General features: G+C 59.6%; 22 protein-coding genes and 1 pseudogene. 16 read left to right on the top strand and 7 right to left on the bottom strand.

What is annotated here, in order from left to right; all coding sequences use genetic code 11:
- Positions 1-32: 32 nt before the first annotated feature.
- The 5 genes from HDE75_RS15225 to HDE75_RS15205 all read left to right on the top strand — a co-directional run bounded on the left by HDE75_RS15225 (position 33) and on the right by HDE75_RS15205 (position 3,367).
- Complete coding sequence (locus tag HDE75_RS15225; protein ID WP_183676889.1) at positions 33-716, top strand: amino acid ABC transporter permease; 684 nt, start codon at positions 33-35, stop codon at positions 714-716.
- Positions 716-1,408: an amino acid ABC transporter permease gene (locus HDE75_RS15220; RefSeq protein ID WP_183676890.1), complete on the top strand. Its 693-nt coding sequence runs from the start codon at positions 716-718 to the stop codon at positions 1,406-1,408. The genes HDE75_RS15225 and HDE75_RS15220 overlap by 1 nt, the downstream gene beginning before the upstream one ends.
- Positions 1,405-2,154 carry an amino acid ABC transporter ATP-binding protein gene (locus tag HDE75_RS15215; RefSeq protein WP_183676891.1) on the top strand — a complete coding sequence of 250 codons (750 nt, stop codon included), beginning with the start codon at positions 1,405-1,407 and terminating at the stop codon, positions 2,152-2,154. Before HDE75_RS15220 ends, HDE75_RS15215 begins: the two co-directional genes overlap by 4 nt.
- Positions 2,155-2,255: 101 nt before the next feature.
- Positions 2,256-2,810 carry a glycine zipper domain-containing protein gene (locus tag HDE75_RS15210; RefSeq protein ID WP_183676892.1) on the top strand — a complete coding sequence of 185 codons (555 nt, stop codon included), beginning with the start codon at positions 2,256-2,258 and terminating at the stop codon, positions 2,808-2,810.
- Positions 2,811-2,992: 182 nt separating this feature from the next.
- Entirely contained in the window at positions 2,993-3,367 is a 375-nt protein-coding gene (locus HDE75_RS15205) for a hypothetical protein (protein WP_183676893.1), read from the top strand.
- An 18-nt stretch (positions 3,368-3,385) separates the two neighbouring features.
- Here HDE75_RS15205 and HDE75_RS15200 read toward each other — a convergent pair whose 3' ends face one another.
- Complete coding sequence (locus tag HDE75_RS15200; protein WP_183676894.1) at positions 3,386-4,252, bottom strand: universal stress protein; 867 nt, start codon at positions 4,250-4,252, stop codon at positions 3,386-3,388.
- A gap of 169 nt (positions 4,253-4,421) precedes the next feature.
- On the opposite strand from HDE75_RS15200, the gene phbB reads away from it, so the two are divergent.
- Positions 4,422-5,168: an acetoacetyl-CoA reductase gene (gene phbB, locus HDE75_RS15195; RefSeq protein WP_183676895.1), complete on the top strand. Its 747-nt coding sequence runs from the start codon at positions 4,422-4,424 to the stop codon at positions 5,166-5,168.
- A gap of 188 nt (positions 5,169-5,356) precedes the next feature.
- Here the strand turns inward: phbB and HDE75_RS15190 are convergent, their stop codons facing one another.
- From HDE75_RS15190 to HDE75_RS15170, 5 genes are all read right to left on the bottom strand, one after another.
- On the bottom strand, positions 5,357-5,800 hold the full coding sequence (locus HDE75_RS15190; RefSeq protein ID WP_260174086.1) for a TraR/DksA family transcriptional regulator: 444 nt from the start codon (positions 5,798-5,800) through the stop codon (positions 5,357-5,359).
- A gap of 78 nt (positions 5,801-5,878) precedes the next feature.
- On the bottom strand, positions 5,879-6,295 hold the full coding sequence (locus HDE75_RS15185) for a VOC family protein (RefSeq protein ID WP_183676896.1): 417 nt from the start codon (positions 6,293-6,295) through the stop codon (positions 5,879-5,881).
- A gap of 79 nt (positions 6,296-6,374) precedes the next feature.
- Positions 6,375-6,848, bottom strand: a complete 474-nt coding sequence (locus HDE75_RS15180; protein WP_183676897.1) for a hypothetical protein — start codon at positions 6,846-6,848, stop codon at positions 6,375-6,377.
- 164 nt (positions 6,849-7,012) lie between these two features.
- A complete protein-coding gene (gene otnI, locus HDE75_RS15175) occupies positions 7,013-7,795 on the bottom strand; it encodes a 2-oxo-tetronate isomerase (RefSeq protein WP_183677987.1) in 783 nt (260 codons plus the stop codon).
- A 248-nt stretch (positions 7,796-8,043) separates the two neighbouring features.
- Positions 8,044-9,411: a DEAD/DEAH box helicase gene (locus HDE75_RS15170; RefSeq protein ID WP_183676898.1), complete on the bottom strand. Its 1,368-nt coding sequence runs from the start codon at positions 9,409-9,411 to the stop codon at positions 8,044-8,046.
- A 267-nt stretch (positions 9,412-9,678) separates the two neighbouring features.
- Here HDE75_RS15170 and HDE75_RS15165 point away from each other — a divergent pair, with 267 nt between their 5' ends.
- The 3 genes from HDE75_RS15165 to HDE75_RS15155 all read left to right on the top strand — a co-directional run bounded on the left by HDE75_RS15165 (position 9,679) and on the right by HDE75_RS15155 (position 13,818).
- The gene (locus HDE75_RS15165) at positions 9,679-10,056 is read left to right on the top strand and encodes a BlaI/MecI/CopY family transcriptional regulator (RefSeq protein WP_183676899.1); all 378 of its coding nucleotides are present in this window, start codon (positions 9,679-9,681) and stop codon (positions 10,054-10,056) included.
- Between the two features lie 3 nt (positions 10,057-10,059).
- Positions 10,060-11,586, top strand: coding sequence for a M23/M56 family metallopeptidase (locus tag HDE75_RS15160; RefSeq protein WP_183676900.1), 1,527 nt, complete (start codon positions 10,060-10,062; stop codon positions 11,584-11,586).
- Between the two features lie 87 nt (positions 11,587-11,673).
- A complete protein-coding gene (locus HDE75_RS15155; RefSeq protein ID WP_183676901.1) occupies positions 11,674-13,818 on the top strand; it encodes a TonB-dependent receptor plug domain-containing protein in 2,145 nt (714 codons plus the stop codon).
- A gap of 60 nt (positions 13,819-13,878) precedes the next feature.
- Here the strand turns inward: HDE75_RS15155 and HDE75_RS15150 are convergent, their stop codons facing one another.
- Entirely contained in the window at positions 13,879-14,661 is a 783-nt protein-coding gene (locus HDE75_RS15150; RefSeq protein ID WP_183677988.1) for an inositol monophosphatase family protein, read from the bottom strand.
- A gap of 195 nt (positions 14,662-14,856) precedes the next feature.
- On the opposite strand from HDE75_RS15150, the pseudogene HDE75_RS26815 reads away from it, so the two are divergent.
- The 7 genes and pseudogenes from HDE75_RS26815 to HDE75_RS15120 all read left to right on the top strand — a co-directional run.
- Positions 14,857-14,979: pseudogene (locus tag HDE75_RS26815) on the top strand (tRNA (cytosine(32)/uridine(32)-2'-O)-methyltransferase TrmJ); the annotation flags it as partial.
- A 639-nt stretch (positions 14,980-15,618) separates the two neighbouring features.
- Positions 15,619-16,638 (top strand): hypothetical protein, encoded by a 1,020-nt coding sequence (locus tag HDE75_RS15145; protein WP_183676902.1) that lies wholly within the window; start codon positions 15,619-15,621, stop codon positions 16,636-16,638.
- A gap of 8 nt (positions 16,639-16,646) precedes the next feature.
- Positions 16,647-17,171, top strand: coding sequence for a hypothetical protein (locus HDE75_RS15140; RefSeq protein WP_260174085.1), 525 nt, complete (start codon positions 16,647-16,649; stop codon positions 17,169-17,171).
- Positions 17,172-17,469: 298 nt separating this feature from the next.
- Entirely contained in the window at positions 17,470-18,246 is a 777-nt protein-coding gene (locus HDE75_RS15135) for an RNA methyltransferase (protein ID WP_183676904.1), read from the top strand.
- 15 nt (positions 18,247-18,261) lie between these two features.
- Positions 18,262-19,167 carry a LysR substrate-binding domain-containing protein gene (locus HDE75_RS15130; RefSeq protein ID WP_183676905.1) on the top strand — a complete coding sequence of 302 codons (906 nt, stop codon included), beginning with the start codon at positions 18,262-18,264 and terminating at the stop codon, positions 19,165-19,167.
- Positions 19,168-19,251: 84 nt separating this feature from the next.
- Positions 19,252-20,427 carry an MFS transporter gene (locus HDE75_RS15125; RefSeq protein ID WP_260174084.1) on the top strand — a complete coding sequence of 392 codons (1,176 nt, stop codon included), beginning with the start codon at positions 19,252-19,254 and terminating at the stop codon, positions 20,425-20,427.
- Positions 20,428-20,542: 115 nt separating this feature from the next.
- Complete coding sequence (locus HDE75_RS15120; RefSeq protein WP_183676906.1) at positions 20,543-21,505, top strand: esterase/lipase family protein; 963 nt, start codon at positions 20,543-20,545, stop codon at positions 21,503-21,505.
- Positions 21,506-21,707: the final 202 nt, after the last annotated feature.

Genomic DNA, 21,707 nt, shown 5'->3' with positions numbered 1-21,707 from the left:
TAGCAGGCGGCCGCACCACCGTTGTCATCTCCATGCTTCAATTCGATCTGCATCTCTTGCTGTCCGGCGACTACCACGACTGGTTGCTCTCCGGACTGCTGCTATCCCTCCAGCTGATGGGCATTACCTTGCTGCTGTCCTTGCCTTTGGCATGCGGCGTGGCCATCTTGCGCCTGGCGCCGTCGCGGTTCTTGAACGCCGTGGGCGCCGCGTACGTCGAGTCGATCCGTAACGTGCCCTTGCTGGCGCATTTCCTGTTCTGGTATTTCGGCGCGCCTGAATTGCTGCCGCAAGCATGGAAAGAGCGTTTGTATGCAGGCAATATCGAGGCCATCAGCGCCATCGTCGCGCTGACCCTGTACACGGCGGCGTATATGGCCGAAGACATCCGCAGCGGCATCCGTGCTATTCCTGCTCAGCAATTCGAGGCGGGCCGGGCGCTGGGCTTCAGTTTCTTGCAAACCATGCGTTTGTGCATCTTGCCGCAAGCCTTGCGCCTGTCCCTGCCGCCCTTGTTGTCGCAAACCCTGAACCTGTGGCAAAACACCAGCATCGCCACCGTGATCGGCGTGGCTGAGCTGATGTACCAGACGCAGCGCGTGGAAACGGCGTCTTTCCGCAGCGTGGAAGCGTTTGCCTTCGCCAGCGTGGCCTACCTGACCGTGTCCTTGCTGATATCGGGCCTGGCGGCCTTGCTGCAAAGGAGGGCCGCCTGATGCTGGAATTGATACAAGACTATTGGCTGTATTTCCTGGTCGGCCGCTACCCGGAAGGGCCGCTGGGCGGCCTGGCGCTGACGGTGCTGCTGGCGAGCCTGGCGCTGGTGCTGAGCTTGCCCTTGGGCTTGCTGCTGGGCCTGGCCCGCATCAGTCCCTGGCGCGCCTTGCGCTGGCCCGTCACCGCGCTGATCCATGTGGTGCGCGGTATTCCCTTGCTGCTGGTAATTTTTTGGGCCTATTTTTTCCTGCCCAACTTGACCGGCCATGAAAGCGGGCAATTTACCACCATGCTGGTGGCGCTGGTGATCTTCGATGGCATTTACCTGGCTGAAATCGTGCGTGCCGGCGTGCAAGCCGTGCCCAAGGGGCAGCTGGAAGCGGCCCGTTCGCTGGGCTTGCCGTATCTGTCCGCCATGCGCACGGTAATCTTGCCGCAAGCGCTGCGCCACATGCTGCCATCGCTGGTGAATCAGTTCGTCTCGACCATCAAGGAAACTTCGCTCGGCTACATCATCGGCCTGGCCGAAGTGTCGTTTGTCGCTTCGCAAATCAATGGCCTGGTGCTGACCAAACCGGTGCAAGTGTATTTCTTGCTGGGCATGACTTATTTTATTCTTTGTTTCAGCCTGTCGCGCGCCGCCTTCTGGCTCGAGCGGCGCCAGGCCCGCGTTTTGAAAGCCGCCGCATGATCACCTTTGACAACGTCAATAAATACTATGGCAATTACCACGCCTTGAACGGCATCAGCGAACATGTATCGAAAGGCGAAGTGCTGGTGGTGTGTGGCCCGTCCGGTTCGGGCAAGTCGACCCTGATACGCACCATCAACCGTCTGGAGCCGATTGCCTCGGGCCATATCACGGTAGCGGGCCAGGATATCCATGCGCCGGGGCTGGACGTGAACGCCTTCCGTTCGCATATCGGCTTTGTCTTTCAACAGTTCAACCTGTTTCCCCATCTGTCGGTGCTGGCCAATTGCGCGCTGGCGCCGCAGCGCTTGCGCGGCCTGTCGAAGCACGAAGCCGAAGAGCGCGCGATGGCGCTGCTGGAGCGCGTGGGCCTGGCGCACAAGGCGCAGGCCATGCCGGCCGCTTTGTCGGGCGGCCAGCAGCAAAGGGTGGCGATCGCCCGCGCGCTGGCGATGCAGCCGCCGCTGATGCTGTTCGATGAGCCGACCAGTGCGCTGGACCCGGAAATGGTCGGCGAAGTACTGCAAGTGATGCGCGACCTGGCGCATGGCGGCATGACCATGGTGTGCGTCACGCACGAAATGGGTTTTGCGCGCGAGGTGGCGGACCGGGTCTGGTTCATGGACCATGGGCAAGTGCTGGAGCGCGGTTCGCCCGAAGCCTTCTTTGGCAGCCCGCAACATCCGCGTGCGCAGCAATTCCTGTCCGATATCCGCAGCCCCTTTACAGCTTCCGCTTCCGCCTGATTTTTTCCACTGCGTGCGCAAGCGAACGGTAGACACCGTCCGGCAGGCGCACGCTGGCACGGTGGCGCATGGCGCGCCAGCAAGCCATCAGGAGGGAGATCATGTCACGCATCATTGCAGGTCATTTTCAGTTGCAGGATGAGGTCGCTGCTGCGCGCGAAGCGTTGAAGCAGGCGGGCTTTCCCGACAGCCGCATCAGTTCCTTTTTTGTTAACCAGCCTGGACAGCACGATTTGCATGCGCTGGGCGGCGACCGCGATGCTTCGCCGGGCGCCAGGGAAACCCCGGAAGGCATCGCCGAAGGCGTGTCCGTCGGTGCAGCGGTGGGCGCCGGCATCGGCGCTGCGACTAGCCTGGCGACAGGGCCGCTGGGCCCGGTGGTCGGCGCCTTGGTGGGCGGCCACGTCGGTTCACTCTACAGTTTTAACAAGATGAAAGACGCTGGAGAGGCTGAAAAAACCGGTGAAAACCGTCAGTTGCCCCGTCATCCCGGCATGCTGATCGCGGTGGCGCTCAGCGGCCTGTATGAGCGCGAGTGTGCACTGGAAGCGCTGCACCGGCTGGGCGCCCAGCATATCGAAGAGGCGGAAGGCACGATCGCCAATGGCGACTGGCATGATTTCGATCCGCTCAGCATCCCGGTGCTGGTGGCCTGATGTACGGTAAAACCGCCCCATGTCGCCAAAAATGCCGCACTGCACGAAATTTAGGTATTATCCTTATCAGTACCAGTATCAGAAATGCCGATAGGGATAGTTCCCGTGCTTGCAGTACAGCACCAGCGTGACTGTCCATCTACTGCCTCGCATGCTAATGAGTATGGATAGGAGGGCGCGTCATGACACAGGCATGGTTCATTCTTACGCGGGCCGATGGGCGCGATATCTGTGCGCCGTCGCCGACCCAGCTGGCCGATGCGCTGGCCGAGGTGTACGGCAAACCTGGCAAGCCCGCCGCCACCACTGCTGACGGCGGCCCGGCCGCCGTATTGCTGCGCTTTGGCTACGACGATGGCTTGATGTACCAGGTAGAGGTCGCTAGCGGAGGCGTAGTGACTTTCGAGGAATGGTCGGACCGCGATTGCGAGATCGCCCTGGCCAGCCCGCGCCGCATGTCGGCCCTGAAGCAGGCCGATGCGCTGCAGCTGTGGCAATGGCTGGCACAGCGGCAAGTGGCCAAGATCCGTAATTTACCCTGGCAGTCGGGTGGGTAGATTTCCTGGCGCTTAATCTTAATGCGCCATCAGCACCGTAATCGTCATGCTGTGCAGCACGGTGCGCGTGACGCCGCCCAGTATCGTTTCGCGCAAACGTGAATGTCCGTACGCTCCCATCACCAGCAAATCGGCCGACAGGTCGGCCGCCTGCGACAGCAGCGCGTCGCCGATATCGCCGCGCCGCGTGCTGCCGCCGTCGAGCAACAGCAGTTTGGCTTCTACGCCATGGCGCGCCAGGTATTCCAGCAGTTCCGCACCGGGCTGTTCGCCATGCTCGGCCGCATGCAGCCTGGCGTCGAAGACGGCCACGTGCACCTGTTCTGCCCGCTGCAGCAGGGGCAGGGCGGCGCTGACGGCGCGGCTTGCTTCCTTGCTGGCATTCCATGAAATGAGCACATTGCGGGCCGCTGCCGGTGGCGCCAGCACGGGCTGCGTCTGGGCATAGGGCACGATCAGCACGGGCCGGCCCGCATGCAGCAGCACGTAGGCGGGGAAATCGCGCATCACGGACGGTGATTTATCTTGCGCATGGTATTGGCTGATCACCACCAGGTCTGCATAGCGGGCCAGCAGGCTGATGCCGCCAGCAGCCTCGTCATCGACCACCCGCTGTTCAAACGAGGTCACGCCCGCCGCGCGCACTTGTTGCTCGACACCATCGAGTGCGCGGCTGGCTCGTTCTCGCAGGAAATTGAGGTGCAGCGCCAGGTTGGGATCGGCATCGAGTTCGGACTGGTTCTGGTATAGCAGGCGCGAGACGCCCGTCAGTGATACGCCCGTCAGGTGGCCGCCGCACGCTTGCGTAATGCTGGCGGCGACGGCGATGCGTGCATCGCGGCTGGCGCTATCGTCGATGTGGAGCAGTACGGTTTTATACGTCATGGCCAGTCCTTCTTGTATGGAGACGGGTCCCATTCTGGCACAGGCATGCCTGTCGCCTGCGCACGAATGCAGCAGGCTGAGCACTTGATATTGCGCAAGGCGGCGGGTAAAAACTGCTCCTACACTTGATTCCTCGCAGAAAAACAATCAAAGACGGGGAGACTGGAAGATGGAACAACAAAAAGTGGCATTGGTCACTGGCGGCATGGGTGGCCTGGGCACGGCCTTGTGCCGCCGCCTGCATGGGGCCGGTTTTGCCGTAGTGGCCACCTATTCGCCAGGCAACAAGCGCGTGGGCGCCTGGCTGGAAGAGCAGCAGCATGACAAGTATTATTTTCATGCGCTGGAAGCCGATGTAGCCGACTTTGCCTCATGCACGGCGGCCGTGGGACGGGTGCTCGAACAGTTCGGTCGCATCGATGTGCTGGTAAACAACGCCGGCATCACGCGTGACCAGAGCATGCGCAAGATGGAGTTGTCGCATTGGGCTGACGTCATGCGCACCAATCTGGACAGCCTGTTCAACATGAGCAAGCAAGTGCTGGAACCGATGCTGCTTAACCGCTGGGGCCGCATCATCAATATTTCATCCGTCAACGGCCAGAAGGGAGCGTTTGGCCAATGCAATTATGCGGCGGCCAAGGCGGGCGTGCATGGTTTCAGCAAGGCGCTGGCGCTGGAAGTGGCGCGCCATGGTATTACCGTCAACACGGTGTCGCCCGGCTACCTGCGCACGCCGATGGTGACTGCCGTGCCGGCCGATATCATGGAAAGCAAGATCCTGCCGCAAATCCCCCTGGGCCGCCTGGGCGAACCCGATGAAGTGGCGGCGCTGGTAGCGTATCTGGCGTCGGACGAGGCTGCCTTTGTGACGGGCGCGAATATCGCCATCAATGGCGGGCAGCACATGAGTTGATCGGATCAAGGGAGTACGCAAGGAGCAACGGCAGTGGAGGAGACCCGGCCATCCAGTCAGCACGCAGAGGCTGGCGGGTGGCTGGACAGCAGCAAGGCAGCAATGGTGATAAAGGTGGAAGAACAGGGGGCAGGGCAGCGATGCCTTGCCCTTTGTTGTGTTAATGCAGCGTTGGTCTGGCGACTTGCCTAGCGTCGCAGCTTTTCCAGCCGCGTCTGGCAATCGATGCACAAGCGCGCTTCGGGGCGGGCCTCCAGGCGCGACGGGCCGATAGCTTCGCCGCAGTTGTCGCACAGGCCATAGCTGCCATCGGCAAACCTGGCCAGCGCGTCTTTGATAATGGCCAGTTGCGCGACATTATGCTCGGCCGCTTCGCTGACCAGGGCGTTCAAGGTGCGCACGCTGGCGTTGTCGGCCGGTGAGGCTTCGACTTCGTTGAGCAGTGCACCGCGATCGCCCGCTTCGGCGGCTTCGTTGTCGATTTGCGCCAGCAAGGCATGCTTGCGCTGTTCGAGCACGCCGCGCAAGCGTTCAAGTTGTGCTTGGGATAATCCTTGTCCAGATCCTTGCGGTAATTTTCCTCGCTGCAATGCATCCATGGCCGGCTCACGTGTAGAAGTGTCTCTCTTCATGGTAGCCCATGGATGCCATCTCTGCTTGTGCGGGCGCCCGCGCCGCGTTTGAGGCGGCGCAGGTGGTGGTTTGGCTTTCTATGCTGGCTTTTCGCAGTTGATCATCCAGGAAACGCCGAATTGATCGGTCAGCATGCCGAATCTTTTTGCCCAGAATGTTTCCTGTAAAGGCATGCGGATAGTGCCATCGCGGGCCAGCGCGGCGAACACCCGCTCCGCCTCAAGCGGGTCGGGCACGTTGAGGGCAATCGAGCAGCCTGACATGCCCTTGGCGCCATCTTCCGGACAGCCGCCATCGCTGCCCATCACCGCGGTGGGGCCGATCTGCACCGAGCCGTGCATGATCTTGTCATACCAGTCTTCCTTGACTTGTTCCTGCCCCGGCGTGCCGCGAAACGGCATCAGGAACAGGTTTTCACCGTGCAGGTGCTGGCGGTAGTATTCCAGCGCTTGCGCGCAGTTTCCATTGAATTGCAAATACGCTTCGGCTCGCATGGTTGGTCTCCTGATCGTCCCGCCGGCATGATTGCCGTGCGATGCGAGATCAGTATAGGCGCTGGCGGCTTGATTTCAATCAATCGTGGGGCGCCGTTTGCAGCCGCTCACGCACCTTGTCGACACTGGCCAGTATGCGCTCCGGGTTGCGGGCGATGACAGCGTTGCCCAGGTTGAGCAAGCTTGTTGCCAGGATGATCCAGTGGCGCACATTGTCATTGCGGGCAATCGAGAGGCGTACCGCATCGAGCAGGCCGCTGAGTTGGCGCTGCGCCGCGTCCAGCCCCGCGACGGTATGGCCGGCCGCGTCGGCATACAGCTGGTTCGCTTGCTGGCGCAGGGCAACTTCCAGCGCAAATACTGCTTGCGCCTGTGTTTGGCTAATGCCGTTTTCTCCCTGGCCGGCCCGCTTGCGGATAGCGCGCATGACGGCGCCATGCAGGGAAGTGGCGGCCTGAGACAGGCTGTCGGCCAGTTGCTCGACGCGCATGGCGCTGCTCAGTGCTGCTTCACGGCGTTCGTGAATAATTGTGCTGTCCAGGGTGTCATTCATGGCGGTTCTCCCGATGACGCTCTGTGGCGACCAGCAGGGAAAATATACGCAGGGGGCTGGGCAGGGAAGTCACGATATCTTTCGACAGTGAAACTACTGTATGGAAAGGTATTGTTATTCCTGCCCGTGCGATGCACCTTGTGCGGGCGCAAGCTAGTCGAATCTTAGTGTGCAGACAGTTGTGTGCGCCAAGCCAGGCCAGCGAGGGTGTCGCCGGTGGGACGATACTCGCAACCTACCCAGCCCTTGTAGCCGATCTGGTCGAGCAGATTGAACAGGTGACGGTAATTGATTTCACCGGTGCCCGGTTCGTGGCGGCCCGGCGTATCGGCGATCTGGATATGCCGTATCAGCGGCAGCAAGGTGCGGATGGTGTTGCTCAACTCGCCTTCCATGCGCTGCATATGATAAATATCGTATTGCAGGAAGACATTGTTGCGCTGGCAATCGGCGATGATGTCGGCCGCTTGCTGGCTATGATGAAGAAAGTAGCCGGGCATGTCGTAGTGGTTGATCGGTTCGATCAAGACCTCGATGCCATGTGGACGGCAGGCATCGGCCGCATATTGCAGATTGCCGATCATGCTTTGCCGCGCCCGCTCCAGACTCATGCCAGCTGGCACGATACCGGCCATGCAGTGCAGCCGGGTCGCACCCAGTGCCTGCGCATAGTCGATCGCCAGACGCACGCCGGCGCGAAATTCTTCGTTGCGGCGCGGATCGCAGGCGATGCCCCGCTCGCCCTGTTCCCAGTCGCCGGGCGGCAGGTTGAATAGCGCCAGTTGCAGTTGATGCTGTTCCAGCCGCGCGGCGATTTGCCGCTTTTCTATCGCATACGGAAACAGGAATTCGACAGCGTCGAAGCCGGCCGCCCTGGCCGCGGCGAAACGGTCGAGGAAGGGCAGTTCGGTAAACAGCAAGCTGAGGTTGGCGGCAAAATTGAGCATGGTGCGGATAAAAAATGAGGGAGAGTTGAACACTATCCTAGCCCAATTTCCAGGAAAGTGGCGGGCATAAAAAAACCGTTCCAGAAGCAAGTCCTGGAACGGTTTTTTTGGTTGTGTATGTTACTCAATACATGGTTGAAAACCTTGGCGAGCGGGAGTGATATCGGTTTGAGTAGCACAGCCGTACGAAGGTACGGCGCGCAACGGAGAAACGATAGCGCCCCGCGCAGCAGGTTTGCAGCCGTGTATTAGCGGCCGCGGCCGCCGGAGCGGTGATTGGCTGCCGAGCGCGGCGCGTTGCCGCCGCGGTTGCCGCCACCACCGCCCGATGGGCCGGCGCTGCGTGGCTTGGCGCCGCCGCCACCGGTTTTCACGCGCACCACGGCGCCGGCTGGCGCGCGGCTGTTGTTGCGGTGACCGCCGGTGCCGCTGCGCAATTGCACAGGCTGTGCTCGTGCGGTCGGGTCTGGTTCAAAACCAGGGATGACTTCGCGCGGCAGGCTTTGCTTGATCAGCTTTTCGATGTCTTTCAACATTTCGTGCTCATCCACGCAAACCAGCGACACGGCTTCGCCTTTGGCGCCGGCACGGCCCGTGCGGCCGATACGGTGCACATAATCTTCCGGAATGTTCGGCAAGTCGTAGTTCACCACGTGCGGCAATTGATCGATATCGATACCGCGCGCGGCGATGTCGGTGGCGACCAGCACTTGCAGGGTGCCATCCTTGAATTCGGACAGCGCGCGCGTGCGGGCCGACTGGCTCTTGTTGCCGTGAATCGCCAGTGCGCCGATACCGTCCGCGCCCAGTTGTTCGACCAGCTTGTTGGCGCCGTGCTTGGTGCGGGTAAATACCAGTACTTGCGTCCAGTTATGCGCCTTGATCAGGTAAGACAGCATCGGGTGTTTCTTGTCGCGGTCGACCGGATGGATTTTTTGCTTGATCACTTCCACGGTCGAATTGCGGCGCGCCACTTCGATCATGGCTGGCTTGTTCAGCAAGCCGTCGGCCAGGGCCTTGATCTCTTCCGAGAAAGTGGCCGAGAACAGCAGGTTCTGGCGTTTCGGCGGCAGCACGGCCAGCACTTTCTTGATGTCGCGGATGAAGCCCATGTCCAGCATGCGGTCGGCTTCGTCGAGGATCAGGATTTCCACTTTCGACAGGTCGACCGTGTTCTGGCCCATGTGGTCCAGCAGGCGGCCTGGCGTGGCGACCAGGATGTCGACGCCGTGTTTCAGCTGCTTGATTTGCGGATTGATGCCGACGCCGCCGAAGATCACGGCCGAATTGAGCTTGGTGTACTTGCTGTAGGCGCGCACGCTTTCTTCCACTTGCGCCGCCAGTTCGCGCGTTGGCGCCAGGATCAGCGCGCGGATAGGGCGCGTGGACGTATTGCTGGTGATCGCCGCGCCATTCGCGTCGGTCGACAAGCGGTGCAGTACGGGCAGGGTAAAGCCGGCCGTCTTGCCGGTACCGGTTTGTGCGCCGGCCAGCAAGTCGCCACCGGCCAGCACGGCAGGGATCGCCTGGGTCTGGATCGGGGTCGGCACGGTGTAGCCGTGTTCGGTAACGGCACGTACGATAGCGTCGGACAATCCGAGGGAGGAAAAGGACATGATAACTTTATTGTGAGATCGGCCTGTCGCCATCGTGAGGCGCCAGTCGCAGGCAATCAGATTAGGGGTCGAAAGACAGCGGCAAGGGGACTGGTCATATGTGCCGCACACGCGAAGTATAACAGCCTGGCATGAAAGCGTTTCAATTGATTCGCAAAGGAAAGGATTGTGGAAGGAAAATGCATGTGACAACTGTCGCAAATTTTGCTTGCATTGCATGTGACAGTTGTCGCATAATTGTTTTAATCGTCATAGCAGGAGCACATCATGGCTACGCCATCTGTTACTGAATTATCGTTATTGAAGGCGCTGTGGAAACAGCAGCCCTTGTCTTCGCGTCAATTGCATGCCTGCGTGGAAGAGGAATTGGGCTGGTCGTTTTCTTCCACCCGCAAGACGGTAGAGCGCATGCTGGAAAAAGGCATGTTGTCCCAGCGCAGCTTGCAGGGCGTGCTGGTGTATGAAGCCCATGTGGACAAGGTCGCCACCCTGGCCGCTTTTGCCAACGATTTTGGCCGGCGCGTGATGGAAATCGACAGCCCTTTGCCGGTGACCATGTTTACCGGTAGCAAGCTGGTGGACCCGCAGGAATTGTTGGAGCTGGAACAAATGCTGCACGACTGGCCGCTGGAAACGAAGGAGTAAGCGATGACTTTGTTTGCATTGACACTCTTGCGGGCGACGGTGGCCTGCCTGCTGACCGGCTTACTGCTGCAGGGTCTGCTGCACCTGGCGCAGCGGCGCTGGCCTGTACTGAGCGCCCAGCGCGGCGTATGGCTGGGGGCGCAATTGCTGCTGGTTGCCGTATTCATGCTGTCTTTATTGCCGCATAGCCAGCGTATCAGCGTGGTGCCGGAAGTCAGCTTGCCGGTGGCAACCACGGCAACCGAGGTGCTGCCGGCGCCGTTGGCGCAGCCGGCTGCAGCATCTACAGTACCTGCAGACGAATCACCGGAAATTGCTTCTAATACGATCTGGCTCAAGCGCCTGGCGCTGGCCTGGCTGCTGGTTTATCCCTGCGGCGTAGCGTATATGGCCTGGCGTTACCGGCGTAATCAAGCCATCGTGATGGCCCTGCTCAAGGCAGCGCGTCCGCTCGATCTGGCTGCCATGCAGGCGCACGGAGCTTTTACAGAGATGCAACTACGCCAGTTGCAACAGCAGCGTATGGAAGTGCTGGAAATCGATGCACCGATTTCACCGATGCTGTTGGGTTCCCTGCAGCCGCGTTTGTTATTGCCCGCGCATCTGGCGCAATTTACGCCGGAGCAGCAGCAGTTGATTATCGAACATGAACTGACGCACTCGCGCCGCCGCGACCCGGCCGTGCAATTGCTGGCGAACTGCTTGCATGCCTTGCTATGGTTTAACCCGGCCTTGCGCCGGCTGGGCCAGAAACTGGGTTGGGCGCAAGAGCTGGGCTGCGACCGGGAAGTGCTCGCTGGCCGTCCGCAGCAGCAACGCCAGCAATATGCGGCTGCGCTGGTGCGCCAGTTGAGCGTGCAAAGCTGTGTTCCTGCCGGCCTGGCCTTCGGCGGCAAACCAGGCGGCATGGTCGATCGGGTGGCCCGCATGCGTGATACTCAATCTGGCAGCATGCCCTGGGGTGTCAAGCTGGCCCTGGTAACGGTGCTCGGCGCCCTGGGCGCGAGCAGCGTCGTCCTGCAACCGGCGCTGGCCTGGGTGCCGGCCGAACCGGCAGCCACCACGGCAGCCGCTACTGCAATACCTGATACTGCCCCTTGGCGCAATCCGCTGGCCAGCATGCGCGTCACCGGCTTCTTTGGTGTAGTGCGTCCCACGACACCCAAGGGGCTGAGTGGACTGGATCTGGCCGCCAGCCGTGGCACGCCCGTGCATGCGGTGGCCGATGGCGTGGCCAGGGTGGCGCACGATGACTGGATGGGCAATCTGGTGCGCATAGACCATGGCGCCGGGCTGGAATCCTGGTATGTCCATCTCGACAGCGTGGCGCTGGCCGATGGCACCCCCGTCAAGGCGGGCCAGACTATCGGCACGGTGGGCGCAACAGGACGGTCGGCGACTGGCCCGCACCTGCACTTCCAGGTGCGGCAAGATGGCAAGCGGCAAGATCCGCAAACCAGGCTCGCTGGCCTGGACGCCAATGCCAGCGAGCGCGCCCTGCGCATGCGGCGCGAACAATTTGGCCGCTGATGTCGTCATTTACATGATGCATTAGGGCCGCAGGCCGGCCTGGCGCAGCGCCAGGCCGGCAATCACCCACCCTTTTCGGGAACTCCCATGCGATTGAATGTATTTTTGTGCAGCCTCGCGCTGCCGTTGACGGCGCACGCCTATACCGATGATGCCATCCCTGATACTACCGTTCCTTCCGTGACTGTGAATGCCGGCAAGCTGCAGCAGCGGCGCAACGATACGGTGGCCAGCATCGTGGTCGGCTACGAAGAATTGAACCAGCAGGGTGACCGCAGCCTGTCGGACGCCTTGAAGCGCTTGCCCGGCATTAGCATCGGGGGGGCGCAGGGCAGCGGGCAGGGTGGCCAAATTCAGCTGCGTGGCCTGGGCCAGGGCTACACCTTGATCATGCTCAATGGCGTGCCCGTGCCAGCCGGCTTTTCGCTGGACTCGCTCGATCCGGAACTGGTCGAACGGGTGGAAATCATGCGCGCCACCACGGCCGAGTTTTCGGCACAGGCGATTGCCGGTTCCATCAATATCATCCTGAAAAAAGTATCCCGGAAGCCAGAGCGCACTTTTAAACTGGGTGCATCGCACAGCAATGGCATGCCAGCCGGTAGCGCCACGATGCAATTGTCCGACAAGGCGGGTAGCCTGTCGTATGTGCTGGCTGGCACGCTCAGCCACACGGGGCGTCAGAGCTTGCTGGACGAATGGGACCGTGAATATCGCGTCGATGGCACGCCGACCGTGATCCGCCATCTGCCACTGACCGAGCGCGTCACCAGCGACGCGCTCGAACTGGCGCCCCGTTTGCAATGGGCGCTTGAGGGAGAAGACAGCCTGTCCCTGCAAAACCTGTTCAGTTTCCGGCGCCTGGCCAGCGCCCGCCATGTGGTGGAAACAGCTTATTTGGGTGGCAACACGGAGTATCCGGACAATGACGCCTACTTTAACCAGGACAGCAGCATCGTGCGCAGCGATCTGCACTGGCTGCGCAAGCTGGACCATGGCGCCAGTCTCGACCTGAAACTGGGCCTGAACTACAACCACCGCAGCAGCAACTACACCTTCAATGGTGCCGGCTTTGGAACCAGTACTACCCGCCTGGTCGATTCGGGCGTGGACGATACCGGTGTCAGCATCAGCGGCACCTATCGCCGCTCGCTGGGCGAGCACCATACCCTGGCGGCGGGCTGGGAGGCGGAACGCCGGCGGCGCGCGGAGTTTCGCCGCGAACGCCAGCTGGTGCCGGATAGCCCGCCCGTGCTGTATGACGCAGACTATGCCGCCACGGTACGCCGCCTGGCCCTGTTCGCGCAAGATGAATGGGAAATCTCAAGCCGCTGGTCGCTGTACCTGGGCTTGCGCTGGGAATCCTTGCGCACGGCCAGCGCCACCGGTGACGGTCCAGCGGTCGATGTGCGGTCACAAGTGTGGAGCCCCGTGCTGCAAAGCCTGTGGAAGCTGCGCAGCCAGGACCAGCTGCGCCTGGCCCTTACGCGCACCTATAAGGCGCCGCAGATTTTCCAGCTGATACCGCGCCCCTACACCATAGACAATGGCAATAGCCCCACCAACCCGGATACCCAGGGCAATCCGGCGTTGCGCCCGGAACTGGCGTGGGGCCTGGACGCCGCCTATGAATATTATCTGGGGGAGGGAGCGATGCTGAGCGCCAGCGCCACCATGCGGCGCATTTCTGATGTGATGATGGACAGGCTGTACCAGGATAATGGGCGCTGGGTCAGCTCGCCCTACAACAATGGCACGGCTTTGGCGCGTGGCATCGAGCTGGAAGCCAAGCTGCCCTTGACGGTGCTGTTCGCCAGCGCTCCCAAGCTTGACCTGCGGGCCAACCTGGCGCGCAACTGGTCGCGTGTGGATGCCGTCCCCGGCCCTGATAACCGGCTCGACAGCCAGTTGCCCTGGAGCGCCAACCTGGGCGCCGATTACCAGTTGACCGGCTTGCCCTTGACGGTAGGCGGCAACCTCAATTACCAGGCCGGCGGTGCATCGCGCGATACACGTGAATTATGGAGTTATCAGGGAACCAAGCGGGAACTCGATCTCTACGGATTATGGAAATTCAGCGACAAGCTGCGCCTGCGTCTTTCTGGCGCCAACCTGCTGGCGCAGAAGTTCCCCACACGCAGCCTGTATGCCGATAACACGGGCAGTATCCTGCGCACCGTTGATACTGCTACGCACCGCACCGTGCGCCTGATGCTGGAAGGGTCTCTTTAGGAGTTGGAATGCAAAAAAACCGGCCAGGGCCGGTTTTTTCAGGATTTGCCGCTACGCTGCTTAAGCGAATGGGGTCAGCAATGTAATCATCTGGCCAAAGATTTTCGGGCTGGCGGCGATGATGTCGCCTTTGTACAGGTAGTCCGATTCGCCGTTGAATTCACCGACGATGCCGCCCGATTCCGTGATCATCAGCGCGCCGGCGGCGATGTCCCAAGGCTTCAAGCCTTTTTCGTAGAAGCCGTCCAGGCGGCCGCAAGCGACGTAAGCCAGGTCCAGCGCGGCCGAACCGGCGCGGCGTACGCCCTGGCTGCGTTCGCCCATGATTTGGTACATCTTCAGGTATTCGTCCAGCGCTTTCACGCTGCCAGCCACGTAGCCGGTGCCCAGCAGGGCGTTGGCGATGCGGTCCAGTTTGGTGACGCGGATGCGCTTTTCGTTCAGGTAGGCGCCGGCGCCTTTGCTGGCCGTAAACAGGTCGTTGCGTACCGGGTCGTAGATGACGGCTTGCGTGACGACGCCACGGTGTGCCAGTGCGATCGAGATGCAGTATTGCGGGAAGCCGTGGATAAAGTTGGTGGTGCCGTCCAGCGGATCGATGATCCACTGATATTCATTCTCGTCGTGCGAGTTGGCGGAAGCGCCCGACTCTTCGCCCAGAAAGGCGTGGTCAGGATAGGCTTTGGACAGCACCTCAATGATGGCTTGTTCAGCCGCCTGGTCGACGTCGGTGACGAAATCGTTGTGTTGTTTTTCCGTGACGACGACGCGGTCGAGGTCAAAAGAGGCGCGGTTGATGACGGTGGCGGCGCGGCGGGCGGCTTTGATCGCCGTATTGAGCATTGGGTGCATATGAGCTTCCGTTAAAAGCACGCGAGCGCCCAGCGGTGCTGTTCAGTACCGGAGCGCAAGTGTGCAAGAATGAATTAAAGAGCGTAGCGGTGGCGAAATGGTTAAAATCCCGGCCTGACGTCAGCGTTTTGTGACGTCGCTTCCCGAAATTTCCTGTATCGATACCGCGCAATGGCGCTATTTTAAATGAATCTGCCCGAAACCAACACGTCTCTTGCGTCTCTTTTTACGCGCCTGCGATTTATTCTTGTCGAAACTAGTCGCTCTGGCAACATTGGCGCCGTCGCGCGGGCCATGAAAACGATGGGTTAAGTGTTGCACAAAGGAAAGTCTGTGTCTATGCGGCTTTCATGTCAGTCGTAACATCATGCGCAAAAATGCGCAGAATATGTGAATTTTAAAATTAGTAATGTCGCAATATGATGCGGCGCGTAAGCGTTGGGACGTGTTCAGGTGCACCTCGTTATACACAAGTATTTGGCGCGTTAGCCAGAAATGCTTTGCACGTCAAAAATGCTTAAATTTTGAGCAATTTTAGCCTGAAATCGTGGAAAAATGCTATTTTGGCATTGGTATCGTTGCTGGGATGACGTTATTAAGAGTGCTGTAACTTATTGATTTTTAATAAGAAAAAAGTTTTGTATAACGAGGTGGTTCATGTGGGATGTGTCGTTTAATTGATATATTTGCCATCCTTGGTAGTTGTTCACAGAAAGGATGGTGGGTTGTGATTTAGTCTTAAAGCGAGTTGACCATAAATCCGATTGGACGGCCGGGCCAATACTTGAGTTGTCAGCGCGATAGCGGCGTCGTAATTATTATGGCAACTATTAATAGCTATGCTTCTGGAGTCGTTGAACCTCGAATGGTAGATGAAGATGCGTATTTTTGTAGGCTAGGAGGAAATAGTTGTAGAATGGAAAATTAAATATTTATTTGATATTTTCCATGTTGACACCTGAAGAAGTTCATATTACCTTTTTTAACATAAATAAATGCGGGTTTTACAAGGCACGGGATAGTTCTCCAATGTTCGGGGGAGTGGACGACATTCTTACTCAAGTGCAGCAATGGAGCATGGCGCTTGATTTATCACAGACAAAACTCATTAATACCGCAACCGATGCCGATGAAGACCCGGTTTACCTATTCGGGCTGAAGAAGAAAGCAGCAAGTTGGCTAGTTGCTACTTGGAATGAGGTTCCATCGTCCGTATCCGGAGTCGCGTCTGTGAGCATGAATTCCAAGGTGGGCGACGCAAAAGTACACCTTAACGGTGTGGTTGCGAATAGCATTCCCGGATACGCTACCTATTTCTGGATAATTCCAGGGCGAAATCTGTTGGCGACGGTGAAGTTTTCGAACAAAAGCGGACAGCCCGGACTTGCTGCATATCTTGGAACGTTCATGTCGCGCTACTGTCGCTATGTGGTGCTGGAGAACCGGAATGGTATTGATGCTGTGGCAGGTTACACGAACACTTCCAATAGAGAAGTAATCCCGAATATAGGGCCACAATTCAAGACAAAGTTGTATCATAAGCCTGCTGTGATTAAGTTCTTTACTGATAACGTTGCAACGATCCGAAGGGTCTTACGGCGGGGACACTTAAGCAGCGCATCAACGATAGATACGTCACTTTGGCAGAATTTCATTAAGTTCGTTCATGGTCAGCCGAACCGAGCTAATGTTACCGAGCAACGTGTTTATTTGGAGTTGGATTACCGGCCTAGTACGGATGAGTTATTGCAAATGATCGAGACCGAAAATCAGTTGCAACACCGAGGGTTCGACGACCTGGGGTTTATGTTCGACGGCGACCAAAAAGAGCATTGGCTTAGCGGTTCGCGGGCTGCAGGTGTAATTTCACTTAACGTCAAGCGAATTAACGAAGCAGCGGTAGACATTGAGTCGTTGCTACAGTCATTACAAGACAATGAGAACGAAATTCTAAAATTTTTACAATGATTCGATACTTGATTTTCTTGCTATTGGGTTTGGCCGGGAGTGCAATTTGCATTGCCGGTTTTTACTTCGGCCAGAAGATCACTTTTGCTCAGCAGTGGCCACTGTTCGAAGCTCTTCGAAATACTGCGGCAATTATTTTTGCGGTTGTTGGTGCGTGGCTTGCGATTATTTATCCGGAACGTTTGAAGATCAGTTTTGGGCGTAGCTCATCGGTAGGTGGTTCCGGTAATGATAATGTCGGACTGCTTCTCACGCCTGCGGTGCACTCGACGATAATACTAGTGTGCCTTTTGATGATTGGCATTCTTGCACCTTTGCTGAAGCAGATTCCGGGAGTTTTGGAGCATGTGGAAAAACTGCGTGGCGTCTCCTTTTTTATTCTCGCTTTGCTCACACAATGGCAGGTAGCTATCGTGGTCGTCACCATAATCCCCGCCGACCTGATCAAGTCGAACTTTGATCGAGAGCAGTCCCAACAGGACATGATCGCCGCGCAGAATAGTTTGGTACAACGCGCTCCGGGAGACGGCTGACTTATAGCCTTTTACTGCTGGTATAGGATGGCAGTAGTATAGTTGATACGTACGCAAAAAATAGCCGGTCATCAGAACAGGGCAGCTATATTTTGCCGGAATAATCAGCTTTGGCAGACAGGATGCGTTCAGGCGTATAGGGGATTGATAAATAATTAATAAAAAGGAAGCTTTGTAAGGTTTGGGAGAATTGCGTCTTCGGATGTCAGTACAGGTTAAAATTCAGGTCTGTGGGGCAGCGTAGGGGTGATTTCCCTGTAATTCCTTGTTTATCGATACTGCACAATTAGCCATTTAAATGAATCTGCCCGAAACCAACACGTCTCTTGCGTCTCTTTTTAACCGCCTGCGATTTATTCTTGTCGAAACTAGTCGCTCTGGCAACATTGGCGCCGTCGCCCGGGCCATGAAAACGATGGGTTTTTCTGAACTGGTGCTGGTCAATCCGCGCTTTCCCGATGCCTTGACGGACCCGGAAGCGGTGGCCTTTGCCAGCGGCGCGCAGGATATCCTGGCTGGTGCGCGCATCGTCGGCTCGATCGCCGAAGCGCTGGAGGGCTGCAATTACGCGGCCGCCGTGTCGGCCCGGCTGCGCGAATTTTCGCCGCCGGTACTGGCGCCGCGCGCTTTATCTAACCAACTGGCCGCCAGCACAGACCTGCATGCGGCCGTGATCTTTGGCAATGAGCGTTTTGGCTTGCCCAACGAGATCGTCGAGCAGTGCAATGTGCTGATCAATATCCCTGCCAATCCCGAGTATTCCTCGCTGAACCTGTCGCAGGCGGCGCAAGTGGTGGCCTATGAATGCCGCATGGCGGCGCTGGAGGTATCGGATGCTGCGCCTGCCGCCAATCCGATCGGTTTTCATGGCGACGCCGCCAGCCTGGCCCAGGTCGATGGCATGTATGCGCACCTGGAACAGGCGCTGGTCGCGATTGACTTTCTGGACGCCGATAATCCGAAAAAGCTGATGCCGCGTTTGAAGCGTTTGTTTTCGCGCACGGGACTGGAGACGGAAGAAGTCAATATCCTGCGCGGCATCGCGCGCCATATCCTGGCCGTGGCGAAGAAGTAAGGTATCAGCCCTGCCATGATAGAGACCCGGCTGCTGCGCCAGTTCATCGCCGTCGCCGAGGAACTCAATTTCCGGCGCGCCGCCGAACGCTTGCATATGGCGCAGCCGCCCTTGAGCCAGGCGATACTGCGCCTGGAAGACGCGCTAGGCTATGCCGTGTTCGAACGCAGCAACCGCAAGGTCAGCCTGACGCCGGCCGGCGATGTTTTTTTGCAGACAGCCCGCGCGGTGCTGGCGACCCTGGAAGAAGGCGTGGCCGCCACCCGCCGCGTGGCGCAGGGAGTCGCAGGCCATCTGCGTCTGTCGTTTATCCATATCACGCCGTATGCGCAGGTGCTCGATGCCTTGCGCCAGTTCCGCGCTGCCTCGCCCGCCGTGCAATTCACCCTGCGCGAAGCGTCGACCCAGGAGCAGGTCGAGATGCTGGAAGCGGGCCAGGTCGATATCGCGATTTTGCGGGCGCCTGGACGCAGCACGCCTGGCCTGCGCTTCGAGCGGCTGGCCAGTGAAGAGATCGTCGTCGCGCTGCCGCCCGGCCACCGTTGTGCGGACTGGTCACAGCTGGCATTGGCGGAACTATCTGAAGATGATTTCGTCGCCACCCCACGTGGACTGGGGCAGGGCTTTCATGACCAGCTGGCCAGCCTGTGCCTGCATGCGGGCTTTGCGCCCACGGTGGTACAGCAGGCGCGCCGGCTGCAAACGGTGCTGGGACTGGTGGCGGCCGGTTTCGGCGTGGCCTTGCTGCCGGCCAGCCTGGCCCTGCAGGCGCCGCCCGGCGTGACCATCTTGCCGGTGCAATCGGATGCGCCCGACGCACTGCGACAGCTTGATCTGTTTATGGCCTGGGATACGCGGCGCGACAGTCCTGTGCGCGACCGCTTGCTGGCGCAGTTGCGGCAGTCATCCAGTGTGACTTGAAAAGTCTCAATGCGAGACTAATAAGATATTTTACAGATGCTGGCTTAAAAGCCAGCATGGCGGTTTGATCCGACTGGAGCCGCCATGTCTTCTCTTTCCTTACGCTCCGCTGCTGCGTTGCCACCGGCGATATACCTGCTTTCACTGTGCAGCTTTGCCTTCGGCCTGTCCGAATTCATCGTTGCCGGTCTTTTATCGAGCATGGCGCGGGAGCTGCAGGCCAGCGTGGCCGCCACCGGTGGCGCAATTGCCGCCTATGCGCTGGGGGCGGCGATAGGCGCGCCGATATTGACGGCGATGCTGGCGCGCCGCCCGAAGCGGCAAGTGCTGGTCGCCACCATGGCCGTGCTGGCGCTGGGCAGCCTGGCCATGGCGGCCGCTCCCGGCCTGGGACCGTTGCTGGCCGTGCGCTTTGTGGTGGGACTGGCCCATGGCGTGTTCATGGCCGTGGCCTCGCATGCGGCCACCAGCCTGGTCGATCCTGCCCGGGCCGGAGGAGCCCTATCGATTGTGTGGCTGGGCCTGACCCTGGCGCTGGCTGGCGGCGTGCCGCTGGGGACCTGGCTGGGTGCCTTGTTGTCGTGGCGCTCGGTCTTTGCCGTCATCGGCATGCTGGCGCTGTGTGGCGGGGCGGGGCTGCTGTGGGCCATGCCCAGGGTAGACAAGGATGCCGCCCCGGTTTCTGCGCTGGCCAGCCTGCGCGCCATTAGCCGGCCTGCGCTGCTGATGGCGGCCGCCATCGCGGCCCTGGTCAGCGTGGCTACCTTCAGTTTTTTCACCTACATTTCACCGTTCCTGCTGCAGGTGAGCGGGCTCGATGCGGGCTGGCTGGGCGCCGCCATGCTCAGTTTTGGCCTGTGCTCCATTTTCGGCAATCTGCTGGGCGGCTGGTGCGCCGACCGGTCCGATGCGCACCGGACCATGCTGCTGGCGCTGGGCGCGCTGGCGTTGAACCTGCTGGGATTTTATGTGCTGCGTTTGCATGCGACCGCCATGCTGGCCTTGTGCGGGACTTTGGGCTTGGTGTTTTTCGCGATTGTCACCATGTCCACCATGCGGCTGCTGCGGCTGGCGCAACAGCATTGCCCGGGCAGCGACGCCGTGGCGGCGGGCTTGAACATCGCCGCCTTCAATCTGGGTACGGCCGCTGGCGGTGCGCTGGGCGGTTTGCTGATCGCAGTCCATGGCTTGCCATCGATCGCGCTGGGAGGCAGCGTGGCTGCACTGCTGGCGATGGCGCTGTTGTGGCGAGTTAAATAGACGCTACGCTCTACTGTGCATGCACAGCGGCCGCCTGCCTTGGCATACACTTGCCAAAAATATCAGGAGGCAGGATGCGGGGCAAAGGGCTAGCTAAGCCGGGTGAGGTGCGCAGATGATCGCCCGCCTCCTCAAGGGACTGATGCTGCTGCAAGTGCTGGCCGTACTGGGCCTGGCCTGGCTGCTGCTGCAACTGCCGGTGGCGTCGTGGCGGGCACCGTTGTTGGCACTGTTATTGGCGCTGGCCATCGTGCTGGCCGCGCGCGCCATCCTCGTGCTCCATCACTTCTGGCAAAGCCGCCACTTTGGCAGCCCGGTGCCGCCCGCATTCCGGCTCGATGCGGCTGGTGCCGCCCGGCTGTTTTTCGGGGAATTCCTGGCTGGCTTGTGGACGTCGTCTTGGGGCATGCTGCGCCCGCGATTGACGCCGCTGGACGCGCAGGCGTCCTCCGGCTTGCCCGTGCTGCTGATCCACGGCTATGTGTGCAACCGTGGCTACTGGACGCAGTTGAGCCGGCGGTTCGCGCAAGCGGGGATTGTCCATGATGCGCTCGACCTGGAGCCGATCGGCGCCGATATCGACAGTGTTTTGCCGCAGGTGCAGTGCGCGGTACAGGCCCTGCGCGCACGCACCGGTGCACCGCAAGTCATCCTCGTGGCGCACAGCATGGGTGGCCTAGTGGCGCGCGCGTATCTGCGCCAGTACGGTGTGCAAGACATCGCGCACGTGATCACGGTTGGCACGCCGCACCATGGCACGGTGCTGGCCAACCTGGGCTTGGGACGCAATGCGCGCCAGATGAGCCGTCCCCACGGCCAGCCGCATTCGTGGCTGGCGCAGCTGGCCGCCAGCGAGCCCACCGAGCTGCGGGCCCGGTTCACGTCGATCTATAGCCACCATGACAATATCGTCGCGCCCCAGGATTCAGCCTGCCTGCCCGGCGCCCGCAATCTGGCGTTTGGCGGAATCGGCCATGTGGCGCTGGCCAGCGATGCGCGCATCCTGGACCGGGTCATCGAAGAAATCACTATCGTGTCCGAAGTCACAAACGCTATTTCCCGCGTCCATTCGGACTGAATTTTGTGGCATTTTGTCTGCATGGCAAGATGGTCTGTTTTGACTCTGCTGTTGCCATTTTTTAACAAGGTGGGACGGAGAAAAGGCTGTTTTACCATGACTTACTGGTTTAAGCTTGAGCCTGGCATTGGCGGGCAAGTGTGCATCTTTAGCTGTTCAGCTAGGTCAGCCATGGCGTCCGTGGCAGCGGATTCGGCTGATG

It is taken from the genome of Janthinobacterium silvisoli, assembly GCF_014200725.1.
Lineage (GTDB): Bacteria > Pseudomonadota > Gammaproteobacteria > Burkholderiales > Burkholderiaceae_D > Janthinobacterium.
The sequence above is the reverse complement of the archived record's forward strand: the minus strand, read 5'-3'. Positions and strand labels throughout refer to the sequence as shown.